The organism is Pseudomonas sp. CFBP 13719 (assembly GCF_014842095.1).
In the GTDB taxonomy this organism is placed as follows: Bacteria; Pseudomonadota; Gammaproteobacteria; order Pseudomonadales; family Pseudomonadaceae; genus Aquipseudomonas.
Map to the genome: position 1 here is coordinate 106,528 of NZ_JACYVB010000003.1, position 16,949 is coordinate 123,476.

The 16,949-nt window shown below is 64.5% G+C and carries 8 protein-coding genes; 3 read left to right on the plus strand and 5 right to left on the minus strand.

The features are described from left to right. Positions 1-107 precede the first annotated feature (107 nt). A complete protein-coding gene (gene ppnN, locus IFT57_RS10820; protein ID WP_122715261.1) occupies positions 108-1,481 on the minus strand; it encodes a nucleotide 5'-monophosphate nucleosidase PpnN in 1,374 nt (457 codons plus the stop codon). Positions 1,482-1,887: 406 nt separating this feature from the next. On the opposite strand from ppnN, the gene pcsA reads away from it, so the two are divergent. Beyond that, positions 1,888-2,607, plus strand: coding sequence for a phosphatidylcholine synthase (gene pcsA, locus IFT57_RS10825; protein WP_342030340.1), 720 nt, complete (start codon positions 1,888-1,890; stop codon positions 2,605-2,607). A gap of 22 nt (positions 2,608-2,629) precedes the next feature. Here the strand turns inward: pcsA and IFT57_RS10830 are convergent, their stop codons facing one another. From IFT57_RS10830 to IFT57_RS10845, 4 genes are all read right to left on the minus strand, one after another. After that, positions 2,630-3,760, minus strand: coding sequence for a lactonase family protein (locus IFT57_RS10830; protein ID WP_192151374.1), 1,131 nt, complete (start codon positions 3,758-3,760; stop codon positions 2,630-2,632). A gap of 116 nt (positions 3,761-3,876) precedes the next feature. Further along, the gene (locus IFT57_RS10835) at positions 3,877-12,225 is read right to left on the minus strand and encodes a GH36-type glycosyl hydrolase domain-containing protein (RefSeq protein ID WP_192151375.1); all 8,349 of its coding nucleotides are present in this window, start codon (positions 12,223-12,225) and stop codon (positions 3,877-3,879) included. A gap of 92 nt (positions 12,226-12,317) precedes the next feature. Further along, a complete protein-coding gene (locus tag IFT57_RS10840) occupies positions 12,318-12,623 on the minus strand; it encodes a DUF6482 family protein (RefSeq protein ID WP_122715265.1) in 306 nt (101 codons plus the stop codon). A 126-nt stretch (positions 12,624-12,749) separates the two neighbouring features. Next, complete coding sequence (locus IFT57_RS10845; RefSeq protein ID WP_192151376.1) at positions 12,750-13,823, minus strand: FUSC family protein; 1,074 nt, start codon at positions 13,821-13,823, stop codon at positions 12,750-12,752. A 118-nt stretch (positions 13,824-13,941) separates the two neighbouring features. Here IFT57_RS10845 and IFT57_RS10850 point away from each other — a divergent pair, with 118 nt between their 5' ends. Further along, complete coding sequence (locus IFT57_RS10850; protein WP_122715267.1) at positions 13,942-15,753, plus strand: ABC transporter ATP-binding protein; 1,812 nt, start codon at positions 13,942-13,944, stop codon at positions 15,751-15,753. A gap of 217 nt (positions 15,754-15,970) precedes the next feature. After that, positions 15,971-16,879, plus strand: coding sequence for a glutaminase B (glsB, locus tag IFT57_RS10855; protein ID WP_122476984.1), 909 nt, complete (start codon positions 15,971-15,973; stop codon positions 16,877-16,879). The last annotated feature ends 70 nt before the right edge of the window (positions 16,880-16,949 follow it).

Here is a 16,949-nt window from a genome sequence, read left to right on the forward strand (position 1 = left end):
TGCAAATCGTAGGAGCGGTCCGTGGCCGCGAAGGGCGCGGCGGGGTATCAGGTATTGCGCGGTGGAAGTTTCGCGGCCGATGACCGCTCCCGCCGTGCGGGGGCGGGTCAGGTCACTACGCGGTAGCACGGCACGTAGGCTGCGCCACCTGGCAGTTTCATGCGGTTCTGCTCGACGAACGCCTGCAGCAGTTTGTCCAGCGGTTCCATGATCGCGGCATCACCGCGGATCTGGTACGGGCCATGCTCTTCGATCAGACGGATGCCCTTGTCCTTCACGTTGCCCGCCACGATCCCGGAAAACGCCCGGCGCAAATTCGCCGCCAATTGATGCGGGGGCAGGGCGCGGCTGAGTTCAAGGTTAGCCATGTTGGCGTGGGTCGGGTCGAACGGCCGCTGAAAGCTTTCCTCGATCTTCAACAGCCAGTTGAAGTGAAAGGCGTCGTTGCGTTCGCGGCGAAACAGCTTCACCTGCTTCAACGACTCGGTCATCTCCCGAGCCACGTCGGCCGGGTTGTCGATGATGATCTGGTAATGCTGCCGAGCCGCCTCGCCCAGGGTCGCCACGACGAACTGGTCCAACTGCTGCAGGTACGCCTGCGCGCTCTTCGGGCCGGTCAGGATTACCGGAAACGGCAAGCCCTGGTTGTCCGGATGCATCAGAATGCCCAGCAGGTACAGAAACTCTTCGGCCGTACCTGCGCCGCCAGGGAAGATGATGATCCCATGACCCACGCGCACGAACGCTTCCAGACGCTTCTCGATATCCGGAAGAATGACCAGCTCATTGACGATCGGGTTCGGCGCTTCCGCCGCGATGATGCCCGGTTCGGTCAGGCCCAGGTAACGCCCGCCGCTCATGCGCTGCTTGGCATGGGCAATGGTGGCGCCTTTCATTGGCCCCTTCATCACGCCAGGGCCGCAACCGGTACAGATGTCCAGCCGGCGCAGACCCAGTTCATGGCCGACTTTCTTGGTGTACTTGTATTCGTCCGAGTTGATCGAATGCCCACCCCAGCACACCACCATCTTCGGCTCGAGGCCGGCACGCAGGGTGCGGGCGTTGCGCAATAGATGAAAGACGTAGTCGGTGATGCCCTGGGAATCGCTCAGGTCGATGCGCTGGCTGTCCAGTTCGCTTTCGGTATAGACAATGTCGCGCAGTGCGCTGAAGAGCATCTCGCGGGTGCTGGCGATCATCTCGCCATCGACGAAGGCATCCGCCGGCGCGTTCAACAGCTCCAGGCGCACGCCACGGTCCTGTTGATGGATGCGTACTTCGAAATCCCGATAGGCGTCGAGGATGGTCTTGGCGTTGTCGACATGGGCGCCGGTATTGAGAATGGCCAGGGCGCACTGGCGAAAGAGGGTATAGGTGCTGCCTGAACCGGCGGCACTGAGTTGCTGCACTTCACGCTGGGAGAGGGTTTCCAGGCTGCCCTTGGGGCTGACCGACGCATTGATCACATTTCTTGGGGCCATTCTATATTCCCTTAACGCTACGCAGCGCGGCCACATGGGCCGCGCTATCCGGATAATGAGCGACTTCACCGGCGCCGGGCTGTCTGGCCCGGGCGCTGGGTCTGCTGGTCCTGCGGGTGAAAAACCGGTTCTTCCCCAGTCCTGGGGCAGTTGGACACCGGCTTCATCTTACTCCGCGGTGCCGCGCGGCGGTCAACGTCCGTCGCCACAAAAACTTCAATGCAGTGAATCGCTTGGCAGCGCACCGGGTTACCTGTGACACTTACGCTGACCGAGTCGTGAACCTTACACCCACACGCCCGGTCGATAGCTGCGGCCCATTGGTTTACTTGTGCCGCTTTCGGGTCAATGCTGTGGATACCTGCCAGCGGTTGTCATGGCCCGTCTACTTCCTGGAGAACACCCCGTGATACTGATCAGACCCTCGGCCACGCTCAAAGCATGGGGCGCCCACGGCTTCACCGCCACCGGCGTGGTGCTGGCCTTTCTTGCCACATTGGCGCTGTTCGACGGCCAGCCGAAAATCTGCCTGCTGTGGCTGGGCCTGGCGCTGGTGGTCGACGGCGTCGACGGTGCACTGGCACGCAAGCTCAATACCCAGTCGTTGCTGCCGCACTTCGACGGCTCGACACTCGATCTGGTGATCGACTACCTGACTTACGTGTTCATTCCGGCACTGTTCATTTACCGTTACATTCCGCTGCCTGAATTCACCTTGCTGATCACCGTCAGCATCATTCTGGTGTCGTCGTTGTTCTGTTTCTGCAACGTCAACATGAAAAGCAAGGACAACTACTTCGTCGGCTTTCCCGCGGCCTGGAACGTTGTGGCGCTGTGCATGTACATCATCTCGCCGTCGCCGTGGATCGCGCTGCTCACCGTCATCGGGCTGGCGCTGCTGACCGTCACCAAGATGAAGTTCCTGCACCCGTTCCGAGTTCGTCGCTTCATGGCGGTCAACATCGCGGTGACGTCGATCTGGCTGCTGTGCACCTTCGTGCTGATCCTCAATCACCCCGCCAGCAACCCGGTTGCCATGGGTCTGTGGAGCTTGATGTCGGCGTACTTCCTGGGTGTCTGCTTCTGGCGCACGGCGGTCGAATGGATCGGCCGCACGCGCGCCTAGCAGGCGATCAAGCAGTAGCCGGTCAAGCGCCCGGCAGGTTCAACATCTCGATCCACAATGCGCCTTTGCCAGAAGGCGCTTCTGCCGTACGGGTCAGCGCACCCGCTGCGCCCACGGCGTAGCTGCCCACCTTGTCGGCCTTTTCCCCGGTCACCAGCAACCAGCGTCCGCTGGGCGAGAAGGCGATGTTGCGCGGCTGCTTCTCCTGCAGTGGGTAGTTGCCCTGGAAGCTCAGCGTCCCGCTGGCGGGATCGGCCTTGAACGCCGAGACCGAACTGGTGGTGCGTTCGGTGATGTAGATCAGTTGGCCGTCAGGCGATACGCGAATGTCCGCAGCCCAGATACGTGGCGTCGGATCATCCTTGAGGTCGTTGTTGCCAGCATTGCGAATCTCGCCATGCACCAGGTTCAGCGACTTGGGCACGCCTTCGACATGGGCGACCTTGGTCAGGGCGCCGGTCTGCGCGTCGATGGAAAAGCTGTCGACCGTGCCGCTCAGTTCGCCCACCACATAGAGAAACTTCCCACTTGGCGCGAATGCGATATGCCGCGGCCCGCTGCCGGCAGTCACCGAGGCATGGCCGTTACCGATGGGATCCAGGGCACCGCTGCTTTCATCCAGTGTGAACTGCAGCACCTGGTCCACGCCCAGATTGCCTGCATAGACGAAGCGGTTGCTGGGGTCGCTGCGTACTGAGTGGGCGTAGGGGCCGGTCGGGTAGACCTTGATGTCTTCGCTTGGGCGGTGCTCGGCATCTATGGGTTGTACGGTCAGCACATTGCCGCCATAGGAGGCCCCCATCAGGTAGCGGCCGCTGCGATCGGTGCTCAGGTAGGCCAGGCTGGCCGCCAACGGGGCCTCGACGGCGGCGTCCAGTTTGCCGCTGGCCGGGTCGATACGATAGGCCATGACGCGGAACGGCTTGACCCGAAGGGCGGCGTACAAGGTCGATCCGTCGGGGCTCAGGGCCATGGGGTTGACCTGGTCGCCCGCGTGAGTCTGGTGCACCAGCGTCAGCGATCCGGTGTTCTCGTCCAGGCGGTACTGGGAAATCATGCCGTCCTCGGGGCTCGAGATGTAGGCAAAGGTACTGGCCTGGGCCAGGCCGCCGGCGCAGCCGATGGCGGCGGCAAGAAGCAAATGTTTACGCATGGAAGAACCTCGGCTTTGTTGTTGTAGTCAGTCATCCTATGAGTGCGTAGTGACGAAGTAAAGCGCCCCGGTTGGGTACGCTTGGCCGATGGCCAGCGTACCCAGGCAGGTGCCGCCTACAGGGTGTAGTGGACGAAGTGCGGTGCCAACGGAATGCGCGCCATACCTTCATCCAGCAGCAGTGGTTGACCGTCCAGCAGGCAGCCACGACCACCGTCTTCGCTGCGCTCCACACTGATGTGCACATGTCCTCCCGGCACGCGAACCTGCACGCTGAACCCTGCCCACCGGGCCGCGATGCGCGGGTCGAGCAGCAGCCATTGTCCCTCGCGGCGCACACCGAGAATGCCCTCGATGCCGGCGCGGTACATCCAGCTGGCCGAGCCGGTGTACCAGGTCCAACCGCCGCGCCCGACATGTGGGGCAACCGAGTACACATCCGCGGCGATCACGTACGGCTCGACCTTGTAGCGTTGCAGGCCGGCGGCGTCCAACGCATGGTTGATGGGATTGAGCAGGTCGATCAAGGCCAGTGCTTCATCACCGCGGTGCTGCCTGGCGAAGGCCAGGATCGCCCACATGGCCGCATGGCTGTATTGCCCGCCGTTTTCGCGCAGGCCGGGTGGATACGCCATCAAGTAGCCGGGATCGTGCGGCGAGTGCTCGAACGGCGGAGTGAACAGCAGCGCGATGCCGTCTGCCGGTCGCACCAGATGCTCATTGACTGCGCTCATGGCCTGCAGGGCACGTTCGGGCTGCGCGGCGCCGGACAGCACGGCCCAGCTCTGGGCGATCGAGTCGATGTGACATTCCCGATTGCCGTCTGCACCCAGCCACGTGCCGTCGTCGAACGTTGCGCGGCGATACCACTGGCCATCCCAGGCGTGGGTTTCCAGGGCGCTCTGCAACTGCAGGTAGGCTTGCTGCCAGCGTCGTGCTCGCGGGCAGTTGCGTCGGGCGGCCAGCGCGATGAAGCGCTCCAGGCTGGCCAGCAGCATCCAGCCCAGCCAGACACTCTGGCCGCGACCCTGCTCACCGACGCGGTTCATGCCATCGTTCCAATCGCCGCTGCCGATCAGCGGCAACCCCATGTCGCCCATCTGCTCCAGGCTGCAGTCCAGCGCCAGGGCGCAATGCTCGTACAAGGAAGCGGATGAGGTACTGGTTTGCGGCAGGAAGAAGCGATCGGTTTCGCCGCTTGCCAGGGGTTCGCCTTCAAGGAAGGTCACAGGGGCGTCGAGCACGCCTTCGTCGCCGCTGCTGCGGACGTACTCTGCCGTGCAGTAGGCCAACCAGGCCCGGTCATCGCTGATGCGGGTGCGCACCCCTTGACCCGAATGAGGCAGCCACCAGTGCTGCAGGTCGCCTTCGATGAACTGCCGAGCGGCCGCGCGCAGCAGATGTTCGCGGGTCAGGTGCGGTGCTGCCAGGCTCAAGGCCAGGCCATCCTGCAGCTGATCGCGCAAGCCGTAGGCGCCACTGGCCTGGTAGAACGCTGAACGTGCCCACAGGCGGCAGACGATGGTCTGGTACAGCAACCAGCCGTTGAGCATGATGTCCAGTGCCCGGTCCGGGGTGCGCACCTGCACGGCTTCGAGCTTGTCGGCCCAGCTGTCGCGGACGCGTTGCAGCACACCGTCCAGGTGTTCATGGCGGTACTTGAGCACCAGACGCTGGGCTTGCTCCAGCGACGGTGCCTGGCCGACCAGCCATACCAGCTCGATCTGCTGCCCGGCTGCCAACAGCACCTCATGCTGCTGGGCGGCACAGGGATCGAGTCCTGCAGCGCTGGCGCCGCTCAGCGGCGTCGAAGAGGCTAGCGCAGCCGGGGCAGCGTAGCGGCCGTGGCGGCCAAGAAACTCGGTGCGGTCGGCCGTCCAATGGCCGATACCACCGGCGAGGTCGGAAAAGGCCACGCGTCCGGCAAAGGCGATGGCGCACGGGTTGCGTGCCAGCAGGGCACCGGTACGGGCATCCACTTCGCTGATGAGTCCCGCCGCGGTTGCTGCGCGCGACGCGCCCAGCACCCATTCCAGGTAGCTGAACACACTGAGCCGGCGCGGTTTGTCGCTGAGGTTGCGCACGCTCAGACGGGTGATCTTGACGGCATCGTCCAGCGGCACGTATTGCAGCAGTCCCATGTGCAACTGGTTGGCGGTGTGCTCGAAGCGGCTGTAGCCGAAGCCGTGCCGCGCGCTGTAGCGCCCGTTGTCACGCACGGGCCACGCACAGGGCCCGGTGACGACGCCGTTGGCGTTGTCGCGCACGTACAGCGCTTCGCCACTGGGGTCGCCTACCGGGTCGTTGCACCAAGGGGTGAGCTGGTTTTCCCGACTGTTCTGCGCCCACGTGTATCCGGCGCCCTGGGTCGAGACCTGGAAGCCGAAGTTCTGATTGGCGATGACGTTCAGCCAGGGTGCCGGGGTACGCGCGCCTCGCTCGAGCACGGTAACGTATTCTCGGCCTTCATCGGCAAAACCGCCCAGGCCGTTGAAGCACTCCAGCACTTCCTCGGCCACCTCGGGGGCGCCTGCAGTACTCGCAGCGCTGGTCGCCTGCTGTGGCCACTGCGCTTCGCCTTCAGGTAAGACATGAGGCGGACGCAGTCCGATTTGCGCGTGGATGTCGCCGCTGTGGGCGCGCAGCACCAGCCGCGCGGTGGCCAGCAACAGGCTGCGCGCATCGCCCGGCAACAGGTCGGCCCGCAGCGTGTAAACCGCGCCGCGGCTCAATACCGCGCTGGGTCCGGGTCGCGATTGACTGCTGCGTACCGCCGTTTCCACGGCAATCTGCAGGTCCTGCTGATAGCTGGCGTCACGCTCGTTGAGGATCACCAGGTCCACGCTCAGGCGCTTCATCCGCCAGTATTCGTGGGCCAGCAGCAATTCGCGCACTTGCGGCAAGTCCTCGGTGTCGTCGATCTGCAGCAGTACGATGGGCAGGTCACCCGAGATGCCCATTGGCCACAGGCCGGCCTGGCTGCCTGCACCGCGCAGGATGCTCAGCGCGGGTGCGCGCCATCGAGCGTCAGCGTACAACAGGGGCGCGCTGAGGCGTTGGAAGTCCGCTGCCGCCTCGGCGTCGATATCCAGATGGCGCAGTTGCACTTGCGCCTGAGTCCAGGCCAGGGTCTTGGCACGCTCGTAGGCACTGTGCTCATGGTGCTTGTCGATCAGGCCCAGCAGGGCTTCGCGGCTGTCAGCCACCACGGTCCAGAAAGCGATGTCGACGCTCTGGCCTGGCGCGATGCTGAGGCGGTGACGCAAGGCGAACAGCGGGTCGAGCACCGTGCCGACGCTGTTGGACAGTGTTGCGCCGGACTCCAGAGCCGTGGCCTGCAACAGGGTGTGCTCGCGACCGAGAAAGGCGGCGCGGTCACTTTCGTATTGCACCGGGCTGTCCAGTGGCGTGTCGAGCACCGCGAAGTGCGCGGCCCAGATCTGCGGCTCTTCGCTGCTGCGAGGTCGACGAGTCGCCACCAATGCGGCGTATTCGGGCAGGTACTCGGTCACCACGAACAGCTTGGCAAAGGCCGGGTGAGCGCTGTCGGCTGCAGCGACGCCCAGTACCAGCTCGCTGTAAGTGGTCAGCTCCACGGGCCGGATGCGCTGGCTGCGGTTGGTCAAGGTCAGAGAGCGCACTTCGCTGTCGTCCTCGCCGGACACCAGCACGGTCAGGGTACTGGTCAAACCGTCGCGGTGGCTGATGAACTGGGCATGGTCCTCGGCGAACGTGACCTCACCCAGGCAGCCCTGCGCGCGGGTGTCGGCGGCGGACCACAGGGTGCCCCGATCCAGATCACGGACGAACACGAACGAGCCCCACGGGTCCAGTACCGGATCCTCGCGCCAGCGCGTCACGGCAAAATCGCGCCAGCGGCTGTAGCCAGTACCAAGGCCGGTCAACATCACGCAATAGCGCCCGTTGGAGAGCAGATGCGTGATGGGCGCTGCCACCGGCAGGCCGTCGAGGGCGCGTTGGGTGCGACCTTCCGCCGTCTCTGCAGCGAGGTTGTGGCCATGTTCGGCGGCCGCCTGCAGGGCCGCGACGTTGGCGGGCATGCGTTCCTGCAACAGCAGCTCGCTGGCCTGGATCATCGGTTCGCGGTGAAAGCGCTCGCGCATCGCTCCGTCGAGCAGCACGTTGGCGATGGCCACCACCGTCATGCCCTGGTGGTGAGCCATGTAGTTGCACACGATTGCCTGCGAAGTGTCTTCGGGCAAGCGTGTCGGGGTGTAGTCGACCGCTTCGTAGAAGCCGTATTGGCCGAGCGCGCCCAAGCCCCGCAGCGTGGCGAAATTGGCCCAGGCGCCGGGAGCGTCGACCATCGCTGCCAAAGCGGTGGCATAGGGCGCGATGACCTGGTCATCGCCCAGTCCGCGCTTGAGCCCAAGGCCGGGCACGCCGAAGTTGGAGTATTGATAGGTGAATTCCAGATCGCGCGCGTTGTAAGCCGATTCGGAAATCCCCCACGGGATGCCCAGCGACTTGCCGTAGGCCTGTTGACGCTCCACCACCAGGCGCTGCGTCTGGGTCAGCAGGCTGCCAGCGGGGGCGCGCATCACCAAAGACGGCATCAGATACTCGAACATCGACCCGGACCAGGAGATCAAGGCCGAGCCATTGCCCAACGGTGTCGCGCTGCGGCCCAGGCGGAACCAGTGCCGCGTGGCGACATCGCCTTTGGCGATGGCGAACAGGCTGGCCAGGCGTGCTTCGGAAGCCAGCATGTCATAGCAGTTGCTGTCCAGCTGCTGCTCGGCGACGCGGTAACCGATCGACAGCAATTGGCGTTTGCGGTTGAGCAGAAAGCCGAACTCCATTTCCATGGCCATGCGCCGCGCGGCGTCGGCCAGCGCCCGCAGGCGCGCCGAGGTATCGCTGTGCAGTTGACGATCATCCAGATGAGCAGCGAAAGCCTGTTTCAATGCTGGCAGCCAGACGCCCTCGGCAGGGCTGGCCGGAATATCCTCCAGCAGCCTGGCGACTGCCTGCTGAGCGAGATCGAACGGGGCCTGCAGGTGCGCTTGTAGCTGGGTCAGTGGCAGGCTGCGGCCTTGCTCTTCGATGACCAGCAACAAGGTGTCGTACAGGCCGGAGGAGGGGGCGAGCGGGCCTTGCTCGGCCCACTGTTCACAAGCGTTGGCCAACGCGATCAGGTGCCCGGCCAGATTGCCGCTGTCGACCGCCGACACGTACACCGGTGGCAGCGGACGCAGGTCCTGGGTGTCGTACCAGTTGTAGAAATGCCCGCGAAAGCGTTCTAGCGTCTGCATGACCGCCAGGCTAGCCTCCAGACGCAACAAGGTCTGGCGGGTGCCCGCCCAGCCGAAATCCCGTGCACTGGCGGCCGCCAACAGGTACAGGCCCATGTTGGTCGGTGAGGTGCGGTGGGCCACCACTGGGTGGGGCTGTTCCTGGAAATTGTCGGGTGGCAGATGGTTGTCGTCGGCCGTGACAAAGGTTTCGAAGTAGCGCCAGGTACGTCGGGCAATCAGCCGCAGGTCTTGTGCCTGCGTGGCGTTGACCTTGGCCGAGGGGGTGATCGAACTGCTGCGGCTGACCCACTGTGCGATGAACGGGGCCGTTAGCCACAGCAGGGCAAACGGCACGATCAGCCCGGCATTGCCGGGCGCCTGGGCCAGTGCGACGGCGCAACCGGCCAAGGCCAGCAGCAGCCCCGGCGCCATACGACGAGCGTGTGCGCTAATACCTGGGCGGGGCGCGGCACCGGCCTGGGCGGCAGTGGTCCACTCCAGCAGGAGGCGCCTGCTGTGAAAGACTCGGTAGAGGCTGCGGAAGATGGCATCAAGCATTGACCAGGCCTGGTCGGGCAGCCAGGCCAGGTCGAGCGCGAACTGCCAGCTGGCCAGGCGCAGGTCATGGGTCAGGCGCTGGGCATGGCTGCGCCAAAGTACCGCCGGGCGCTTGCGCGGCGCGGCCAGGAGCAGTGCCAACACGGCAGGCAGGGCGCTGCAGGCAAGCACGGCGAGGGTCGCGATCCAGGCCGCTGGCCCAGGCAGGCACCAGGCGACCAGCAGGGCGCCCAACGTGGCCGGCGCGACCAGCGAGCGACGCAGGTTGTCGATGATTTTCCAGCGGCCGAGTGCCGGCAGTCGCGACTTCAACAGCCACGGCAGCAACTGCCAGTCGCCCCTTGTCCAACGGTGCTGGCGACGCATCGCAACGTCGACCCGCGCCGGAAAGGCTTCGACCACTTCGATCTCGCTGACCAACCCGGCCCGCGCGTGAATCCCTTCGAACAAGTCATGGCTGAGCATGCTGTCGTCCGGTACACGGCCGTCCAGGGCGGCCTCGAAGGCATCCACATCGTAGATGCCCTTGCCGGTGTAGGACCCCTCGCCGAACAGGTCTTGGTAAACGTCCGATACCGCTGCCGCATAGGGATCCACCCCGCCTGGGCTCGAGAACACTCGCTGGTAGAGGGAGCCTTCGGCGTCGAGCGGCAGGCTGGGCGTGACCCGTGGCTGGAGGATGCCGTAGCCGGTGACCACACTACGCCCGTCGCGACTCAGACGCGGTCGGTTGAGCGGGTGCGCCAACTTGCCCACCAGCCGCTGTGCGGCGTCGCGGGGCAGGCGGGTGTCGGCGTCCAGGGTGATCACCAGACGCACGTCTGTCGGCACGGTCTGCTTACCGAAACTGGTGTGCGCATCGCCGCGCAACAGTCGGTTGAGTTCGTGCAGTTTGCCGCGCTTGCGTTCCCAGCCCATCCAGCATCCCTGTGCAGGGTTGTAGCGGCGCTCGCGGTGCAGCAGCATGAATCGCGCGCCGGCCTCACCAGGCCCGTGCCGCCGGTTGAGTGTGGCGACGGCCGCATGGCCGACCTCGAGCAGGGCTTGATCGCCGGACCTGTGCTGTTCGGCGGCGTCACCGCCATCGACCAGCAAGGCGAAATACAGCTCGCCACAGTTGCCCGACAGGTAGTGCACTTCCAGTTGCTCGATCTCTTCCAGCAGATCTGCTTCGCTGCCCAGCAACGTCGGCACCGCCACCAGGCTGCGCCATGGGCTGGGCACGCCCTCGAGCATGTCCAGCCCCGGCAGGGCGATGGCGCCGAAGGATCGCGTCACCGCCCGGTTGAGCAGGGCGCTGGCCAACTGTGAGGCAGGCAGCGCGGCCAGCACCACCAATGCCGTCAACCACAGGGCCGGCGCGGCGGGCAGCAGCGCCAGCAGGATGCCCAGCAAGCCTGCGGTCAGTGCCAACAGCAGGCCGACATAGCCGCCGACGCCCAGCTGGCGTTGCCAGCGCAGCCAACGCAAGCCGACCGATGGGCGAAAGTCTATTGCCGCTTCCAGCAGGGGTCGGCCTTCGGCGATCAATACGTGGCCCGGATCGGCTTCGCGCTCTTGCTCGGGCCGGGCGCTGGTCAACTGCAGGGCCTGTTCGGCAATCTGCAGTTCGGAAAAGGTAGAGCCACGTGCCAACTGTTCGATGGCACTGCGGTAAAGATTGCGCGTGGTGAAGTCCATGGCGGCGAAACGGCTGCCCGCACGCAGCCTGGCGTCCACCAGGCTGACGTCTTCGAACCATTGCGCCCAATCCAGTGAAGAAATCTGCCGCAGGCTGGTGATCACATTGCGCACACTGAGGTTGGAGGCACCTTGGCGCTGCTGGGCGTGACTGACGGCCTGGCCGACGCTGCTGTTCTGTTCGTGCAGGCGTTGCGCAAGCCAGGCCAGTGCCGGGGTCGTGATCGGGTCCTTGTCGCGCAGGCGCTTGGCCAATTGCGCGGCGAACAGTTCCGACAAGGGCTCGGCATTGCGGCTGCGGATGTCCTCGTCCAGCGCACTTTGCGCGCAGCCGGCAGCGAACAGGCGATCGGCCAGGGCTTCGGCATCCAGGCGGGCGAGGTCAGCGGCGGTGATCTGATCGGTCAGCCGTCGCAGGTTCTCGATCAGCACGATCCGAAGGGTGATCGCCACCGCCCACAACTCGCCGATGGTCAGCGGCTGGACCTTTTGATAGGCGTCGATGAAGCGCTGCAGCGTCGCTGGATCGAAGAAGCTGTCGGTGTGCGCGACGAACGCCCAGGCCAGGCCGAACACCCTTGGGTAGCCGGCGAAGGGCCCGTTCGCCAGCTTGGGCAACTGGCGGTAGTAGCCCGCAGGCAGGTCTTCGCGGACGCCGCGTACGTGCTCTTCGACCAGAGGGTAGTTGTCCAGCAGCCACTGGGCGGCAGGTACCACGGCGATTCCATCGGCGACCGCCGCCGCGCTGGCACGGTAGGCCACCAGCAGCACCTGGGCGTTGTCCTTGAGGCGACGCTGCAACGGCAACACCCGCGGCGGCCGGGTGCTCACGGTCTGCGCGGCAGCCAGGCTCTGGGCATGCTGCTCGAGGCGTTCGATACCGAACAGTTCTTCACGTACGGGGGCGGTGGCAAGCCAGGGATCGCTGCGCAGGGCAGCTCGGAAGGGGGTATTCAGAAACGCGTTCATGGCGGTTGTCCGTTACCCGAAGGGGCCATGCAGCATGGCACATCCAGGGATGTGCCATTGGACAGTTCGCCGTCGTTGCGGAGAAAGGCGTGTTACAGGCTGGAACGCAGGGGGATTTCTTCGCGCATGACCTGGTGGCCTTCTTCGGGGTTGCCGATCATTTCGTCGTGGGCATTGCCCTGCACCAGAAACAGCTTGATATCGGCGACACCGGACAGCACCTTGCGCGCTTCCTCCACCGAGGCCACGTGCAGGGTCGCACCCTTGGCATCGGCGACCGGCTGCGACACGCCTTCCAGGATGGCGTGCAGCACGTACGAGCCACCTTCCATGGACACCAGGTTCACTTCGCTGACGTCGCCATTGTTGACGTGACTACTCAATTTATCGATGTTCATGCACGACCTCGAAACGGCGTGATGGACCGGAATGGCCATCGCTCTTGCCTCATGCATCGTTTGAGGCGGGCCAGACCGACGGAGTTCAATCCAGTGGCGGTGTGCGGCCCATGGCTGCAACCAGGCTCAGATCTTCCAGCGCCCTGCAGTCTTGGCCAGCAGTTGCTGCAGTCCATCGAGGTTATTGACCAACTGCAGCGTCAGCAGGCGATAGCCGATCAGCTCACCGGGCACCACATTGGGCGCGTCGGCATCGGCGCTGGCATAGTTGCGCTCGAGCCGCTCGGTGGCGCCGTCGCGCAGCGCGCGGGCCATGCCCACCAGTTGCCGGCGAATGTGTCGGTGTTCGCCGCTCAGGCATTGCTGCAACTGCGCCATGGCATTGCGGTCGGTGCCGCTGGGGCGCAGGTTGGCGAGGATTTCCAGGGTGCTCAGGCACATGCGGAAGTGGCCCTGGATCGCGTCCAGCTCGGTCATGGAAATCTTCACTTCCTTGGACACCGACGGCAGCAGCGAGCGCAGCTGGACCATGTTTGCGTTGAGCTTGGCCATCAGCTTCAGGTGCTCATCGGCCGAAACCGGCTGGCCACTGATGATGCGGCTATGGATGGTGGCGCAGCCGCGCAGGCCGGTGGCCAGGTTGTAGCGCCACGAATACACCGCGTACAACGGCAGGGCGAACGAGAACGCCAGGGCCAGGGCGATACCGATGAGGATGTCTACGGTGCGCCACAGGCCATCGGTGATCGGGTTGTCGCCGTGGCCAGCGACGATGAACAGGGTGATGGCCGAAAGCAGCGCGGTATAGCCGCCCTTGCCGATGGCATGGTAGGCGAAGAATCCACACGCTACCGACATCAGCAGGTAGGTCACCATCGGCATTTCGAAGTAGTTCTGCTGGGCCACCACCGCCAGCCCGAGCGCGGCACCGATGAGCGTGCCGTAGGCACGTTCGACCGATTTCTTGCCGATGTTGCCGTGATGCTGCAGGCCGCCAATCACGATCAGCAGGGTGACCGAGGCCCATTCACCGTGCGGCAGGCTGAAGCCGCTGGTCAGCAGGATGGACACCAGCAGGGCGACGACGATGCGCGCCGCGTGGATCAGGCGGGCGTGCCGGTAACGGCGGTAGGGATCGAGCAATGGCCGCAGGACGCGACGCAACCAGACGGGTAGGGCGATAGATTTGAATGCATTCATCCGTTAAATGACCATGGGTGCCTGGAATAAGTCCGCCACGCAGTTGTCGACTTTGGGCTGGAACCTAAATTGTGTCATGGCCGCGGCCATTTATCTCGTTCAAGGAATGCTTTCGTCGATGCCTGCCTTCTCCCGCCTCAAGACTTTTCTGGGCCAGGCCCGGCGCGCCCTGCAACTGGTGTGGGCGACCTCGCCCGGCCTGTTGCTGGGGCTGGTGCTGGCCACGCTGGCCGCGGGCATCCTGCCGGCACTGGCCGCCTGGCTGGGCCAGCGCATCGTCGATGCGGTGGTGGCGGCCATGCAGTTGCACCAGCAGACCGGCGCGGCACCCTTGTGGCCGGTGCTGCGCTACGTGCTGATGGAAGCCGGCGTGCTGGCATCGCTGGCGGCGGCGCAGCGCGGCCTCTCGGTGCAGCAGGCGCTACTGCGGGTGCAACTGGGGCAGAAGGTCAATACGCTGATTCTGGAGAAAGCCCAGACCCTCTCGCTGATGCAGTTCGAGGATTCGGAATTCTACGACAAACTGGTACGGGTACGCCGTGAAGCGTCTACGCGGCCGCTGGCGTTGGTAAGCAAGTCGCTGGGCCTGGTGCAGAACCTGATCTCGCTGATCAGCTTCGGCGTGCTGCTGGTGCATTTCTCGCCTTGGGCGCTGGTGATTCTGGTGGTAGGCGCGTTACCGGTGTTCTTTGCCGAAGCGCATTTTTCCGGTGACGCCTTCCGCCTGTTCAGTCGTCGTGCACCGGAGACGCGCCGGCAGAATTACATCGAAACGTTGCTTTCCCATGAAGGCTATATCAAAGAGGTGAAGCTGTTCGGTTTTGCGCCGTTGCTGCTGCAGCGCTACCGCGACACCTTCACCAAACTGTATACCGAAGACCGTCGGCTGACCTTGCGCCGTGACGGCTGGGGCTTCGTGCTGGGCCTGCTGGGTACGGCGGCGTTCTACCTGGCCTACGGCTGGATCGTCATCGATACGGTGAACGGCCATATCACCCTGGGCCAGATGACCATGTACCTGGTGTTGTTCAAGCAGGGCCAGAGTGCGGTGAGCAGCAGCCTCACGGCGATCGGCGGCTTGTATGAGGACGGCCTCTACCTGGCTGATCTGTATGACTACCTGGCTTACCCGGTGCAGCCTGCACAGGGCGATATCACCCAGGGCGTGAAACCGGGCGATGGCTTGCGCTGCGAAGGGCTGGGTTTCAGCTACCCCGGCGCGAGCCGCGCGACCCTGCAAGGCATCGACCTGCACCTGGTGCCCGGCAAGAGCTTGGCGCTGGTGGGCGAGAACGGGTCGGGCAAGACCACCTTGATCAAGCTGCTGACGCGTCTATACCGTCCCGATCAGGGGCGCATCCTGCTCGACGGCAGCGATCTGCAGGAATGGCAGGAAGACGCGCTGCGCCAGCGTATCGGCGTGATTTTCCAGGATTTCATCCGCTATCAGTTCAGTGTCGGGGAAAACCTGGGGGTCGGTGACACGCGCGCGTTCGACGATACGCAACGCTGGCGCGAGGCCGCGGTGCAGGGCACGGCCGAGCCGTTCATCGAGGGTCTGGAGCACGGCTATGCCACGCAGCTGGGGCGCTGGTTCGCGGGCGGTCAGGAGTTGTCCGGCGGCCAATGGCAGAAGTTGGCTTTGTCGCGGGCCTACATGCGCCGCGATGCCGACATCCTGATACTCGACGAGCCCACCGCCGCGCTCGATGCCAGCGCGGAAGCGGCGGTGTTCGAGCATTTTCGCGAGTACGCCCAAGGCCGCATGACGCTGTTGATTTCCCATCGCTTTTCGAGCGTGCGCAATGCCGATCATATCGTGGTGCTGGAACAGGGCAGGGTGCTGGAGCGCGGCGATCATGAACAATTGATGGCCCAGCGCGGACGCTACGCCGAATTGTTCGACCTGCAGGCGCGGGGTTATCGCTGACCGGCCCAGCGCATAGCGCCCTTCGCGGCCGATGACCGCTCCTACAGGGGAAGCGCGGTCACTTGTGGGAGCGGTCTGTGGCCGCGAAGGGTGCGCTGCGGTTTTACCGGTTCACCGCGTGCCATTCTTCGCGGGCAGAGCCCGCTCCCACAGGGGAACTGTGATTCGGTCGCGAGAGCGGCCGTCTATGGCTTGATCCCATGATGCGAGTAGCCCGATGCAAGCGCTTTTGGTTGAGATACTGGATGCCGTCCGCCCCCTGATCGGACAAGGCAAGGTTGCCGATTACATCCCGGCGCTGGCCGATGTGCCTGCCGCGCAATTGGGCATCGCCGTCTACGGCAACGACGGCGAGGTGTTCAGCGCAGGCGATGCGCACACGCCGTTTTCCATTCAGAGCATCTCCAAGGTGTTCAGCCTGGTCCAGGCGATTGGCCATTCGGGTGAAGATATCTGGCAGCGTCTGGGCCACGAACCCTCCGGACAACCCTTCAATTCCCTGGTGCAGCTGGAGTTCGAACGCGGTCGGCCGCGTAACCCGTTCATCAACGCCGGTGCACTGGTGATCTGCGATATCAATCAGTCGCGGTTTGCCGCACCGGCGCTGTCCATGCGTGATCTGGCGCGACGGCTGTCGGGTAATCCACAGGTGATTGTCGACGGTCGGGTGGCGGAGTCGGAATACCAGCACCGTGCGCGCAACGCTGCCATGGCGTACCTGATGAAATCGTTCGACAATTTCCACAACGATGTCGAGGCCGTGCTGCGCAGCTATTTCAGCCATTGCGCACTGCGCATGGACTGCGTCGACCTGGCTCGCGCGTTCTGCTTCCTGGCCAATGATGGCTACTGCAAGCACAGCGGCGAGCAGGTGCTCAGCCGGCGCCAGACCCAGCAGGTCAACTCGATCATGGCTACCAGCGGTTTGTATGACGAGGCCGGCAACTTCGCCTACCGCGTCGGCTTGCCTGGCAAGAGCGGTGTAGGCGGTGGCATCGTCGCGGTGGTACCGGGGCAGTTTACGGTTTGCGTCTGGTCGCCGGAGCTCAATCCTGCCGGCAATTCCCTGGCCGGCATGGCGGCCCTCGAGCTGCTCAGCGAACGGATCGGCTGGTCGGTCTTTTAGAAGTGCGGCGAGTCACTTTACCTCCGTAGGAGCGGTCATCGGCCGCGAAGGGCGCGATGCGGTGTGCCTG

Excerpts from the sequence above, each read along its gene's own strand:
- ppnN (WP_122715261.1), bottom strand. The coding sequence starts at position 1,481 with ATGGCCCCAAGAAATGTGATCAATGCGTCGGTCAGCCCCAAGGGCAGC.
- IFT57_RS10830 (WP_192151374.1), bottom strand. The coding sequence starts at position 3,760 with ATGCGTAAACATTTGCTTCTTGCCGCCGCCATCGGCTGCGCCGGCGGC.
- IFT57_RS10850 (WP_122715267.1), top strand. The coding sequence starts at position 13,942 with ATGCCTGCCTTCTCCCGCCTCAAGACTTTTCTGGGCCAGGCCCGGCGC.
- glsB (WP_122476984.1), top strand. The coding sequence starts at position 15,971 with ATGCAAGCGCTTTTGGTTGAGATACTGGATGCCGTCCGCCCCCTGATC.
- IFT57_RS10840 (WP_122715265.1), bottom strand. The coding sequence starts at position 12,623 with ATGAACATCGATAAATTGAGTAGTCACGTCAACAATGGCGACGTCAGC.
- IFT57_RS10845 (WP_192151376.1), bottom strand. The coding sequence starts at position 13,823 with ATGAATGCATTCAAATCTATCGCCCTACCCGTCTGGTTGCGTCGCGTC.
- IFT57_RS10835 (WP_192151375.1), bottom strand. The coding sequence starts at position 12,225 with ATGAACGCGTTTCTGAATACCCCCTTCCGAGCTGCCCTGCGCAGCGAT.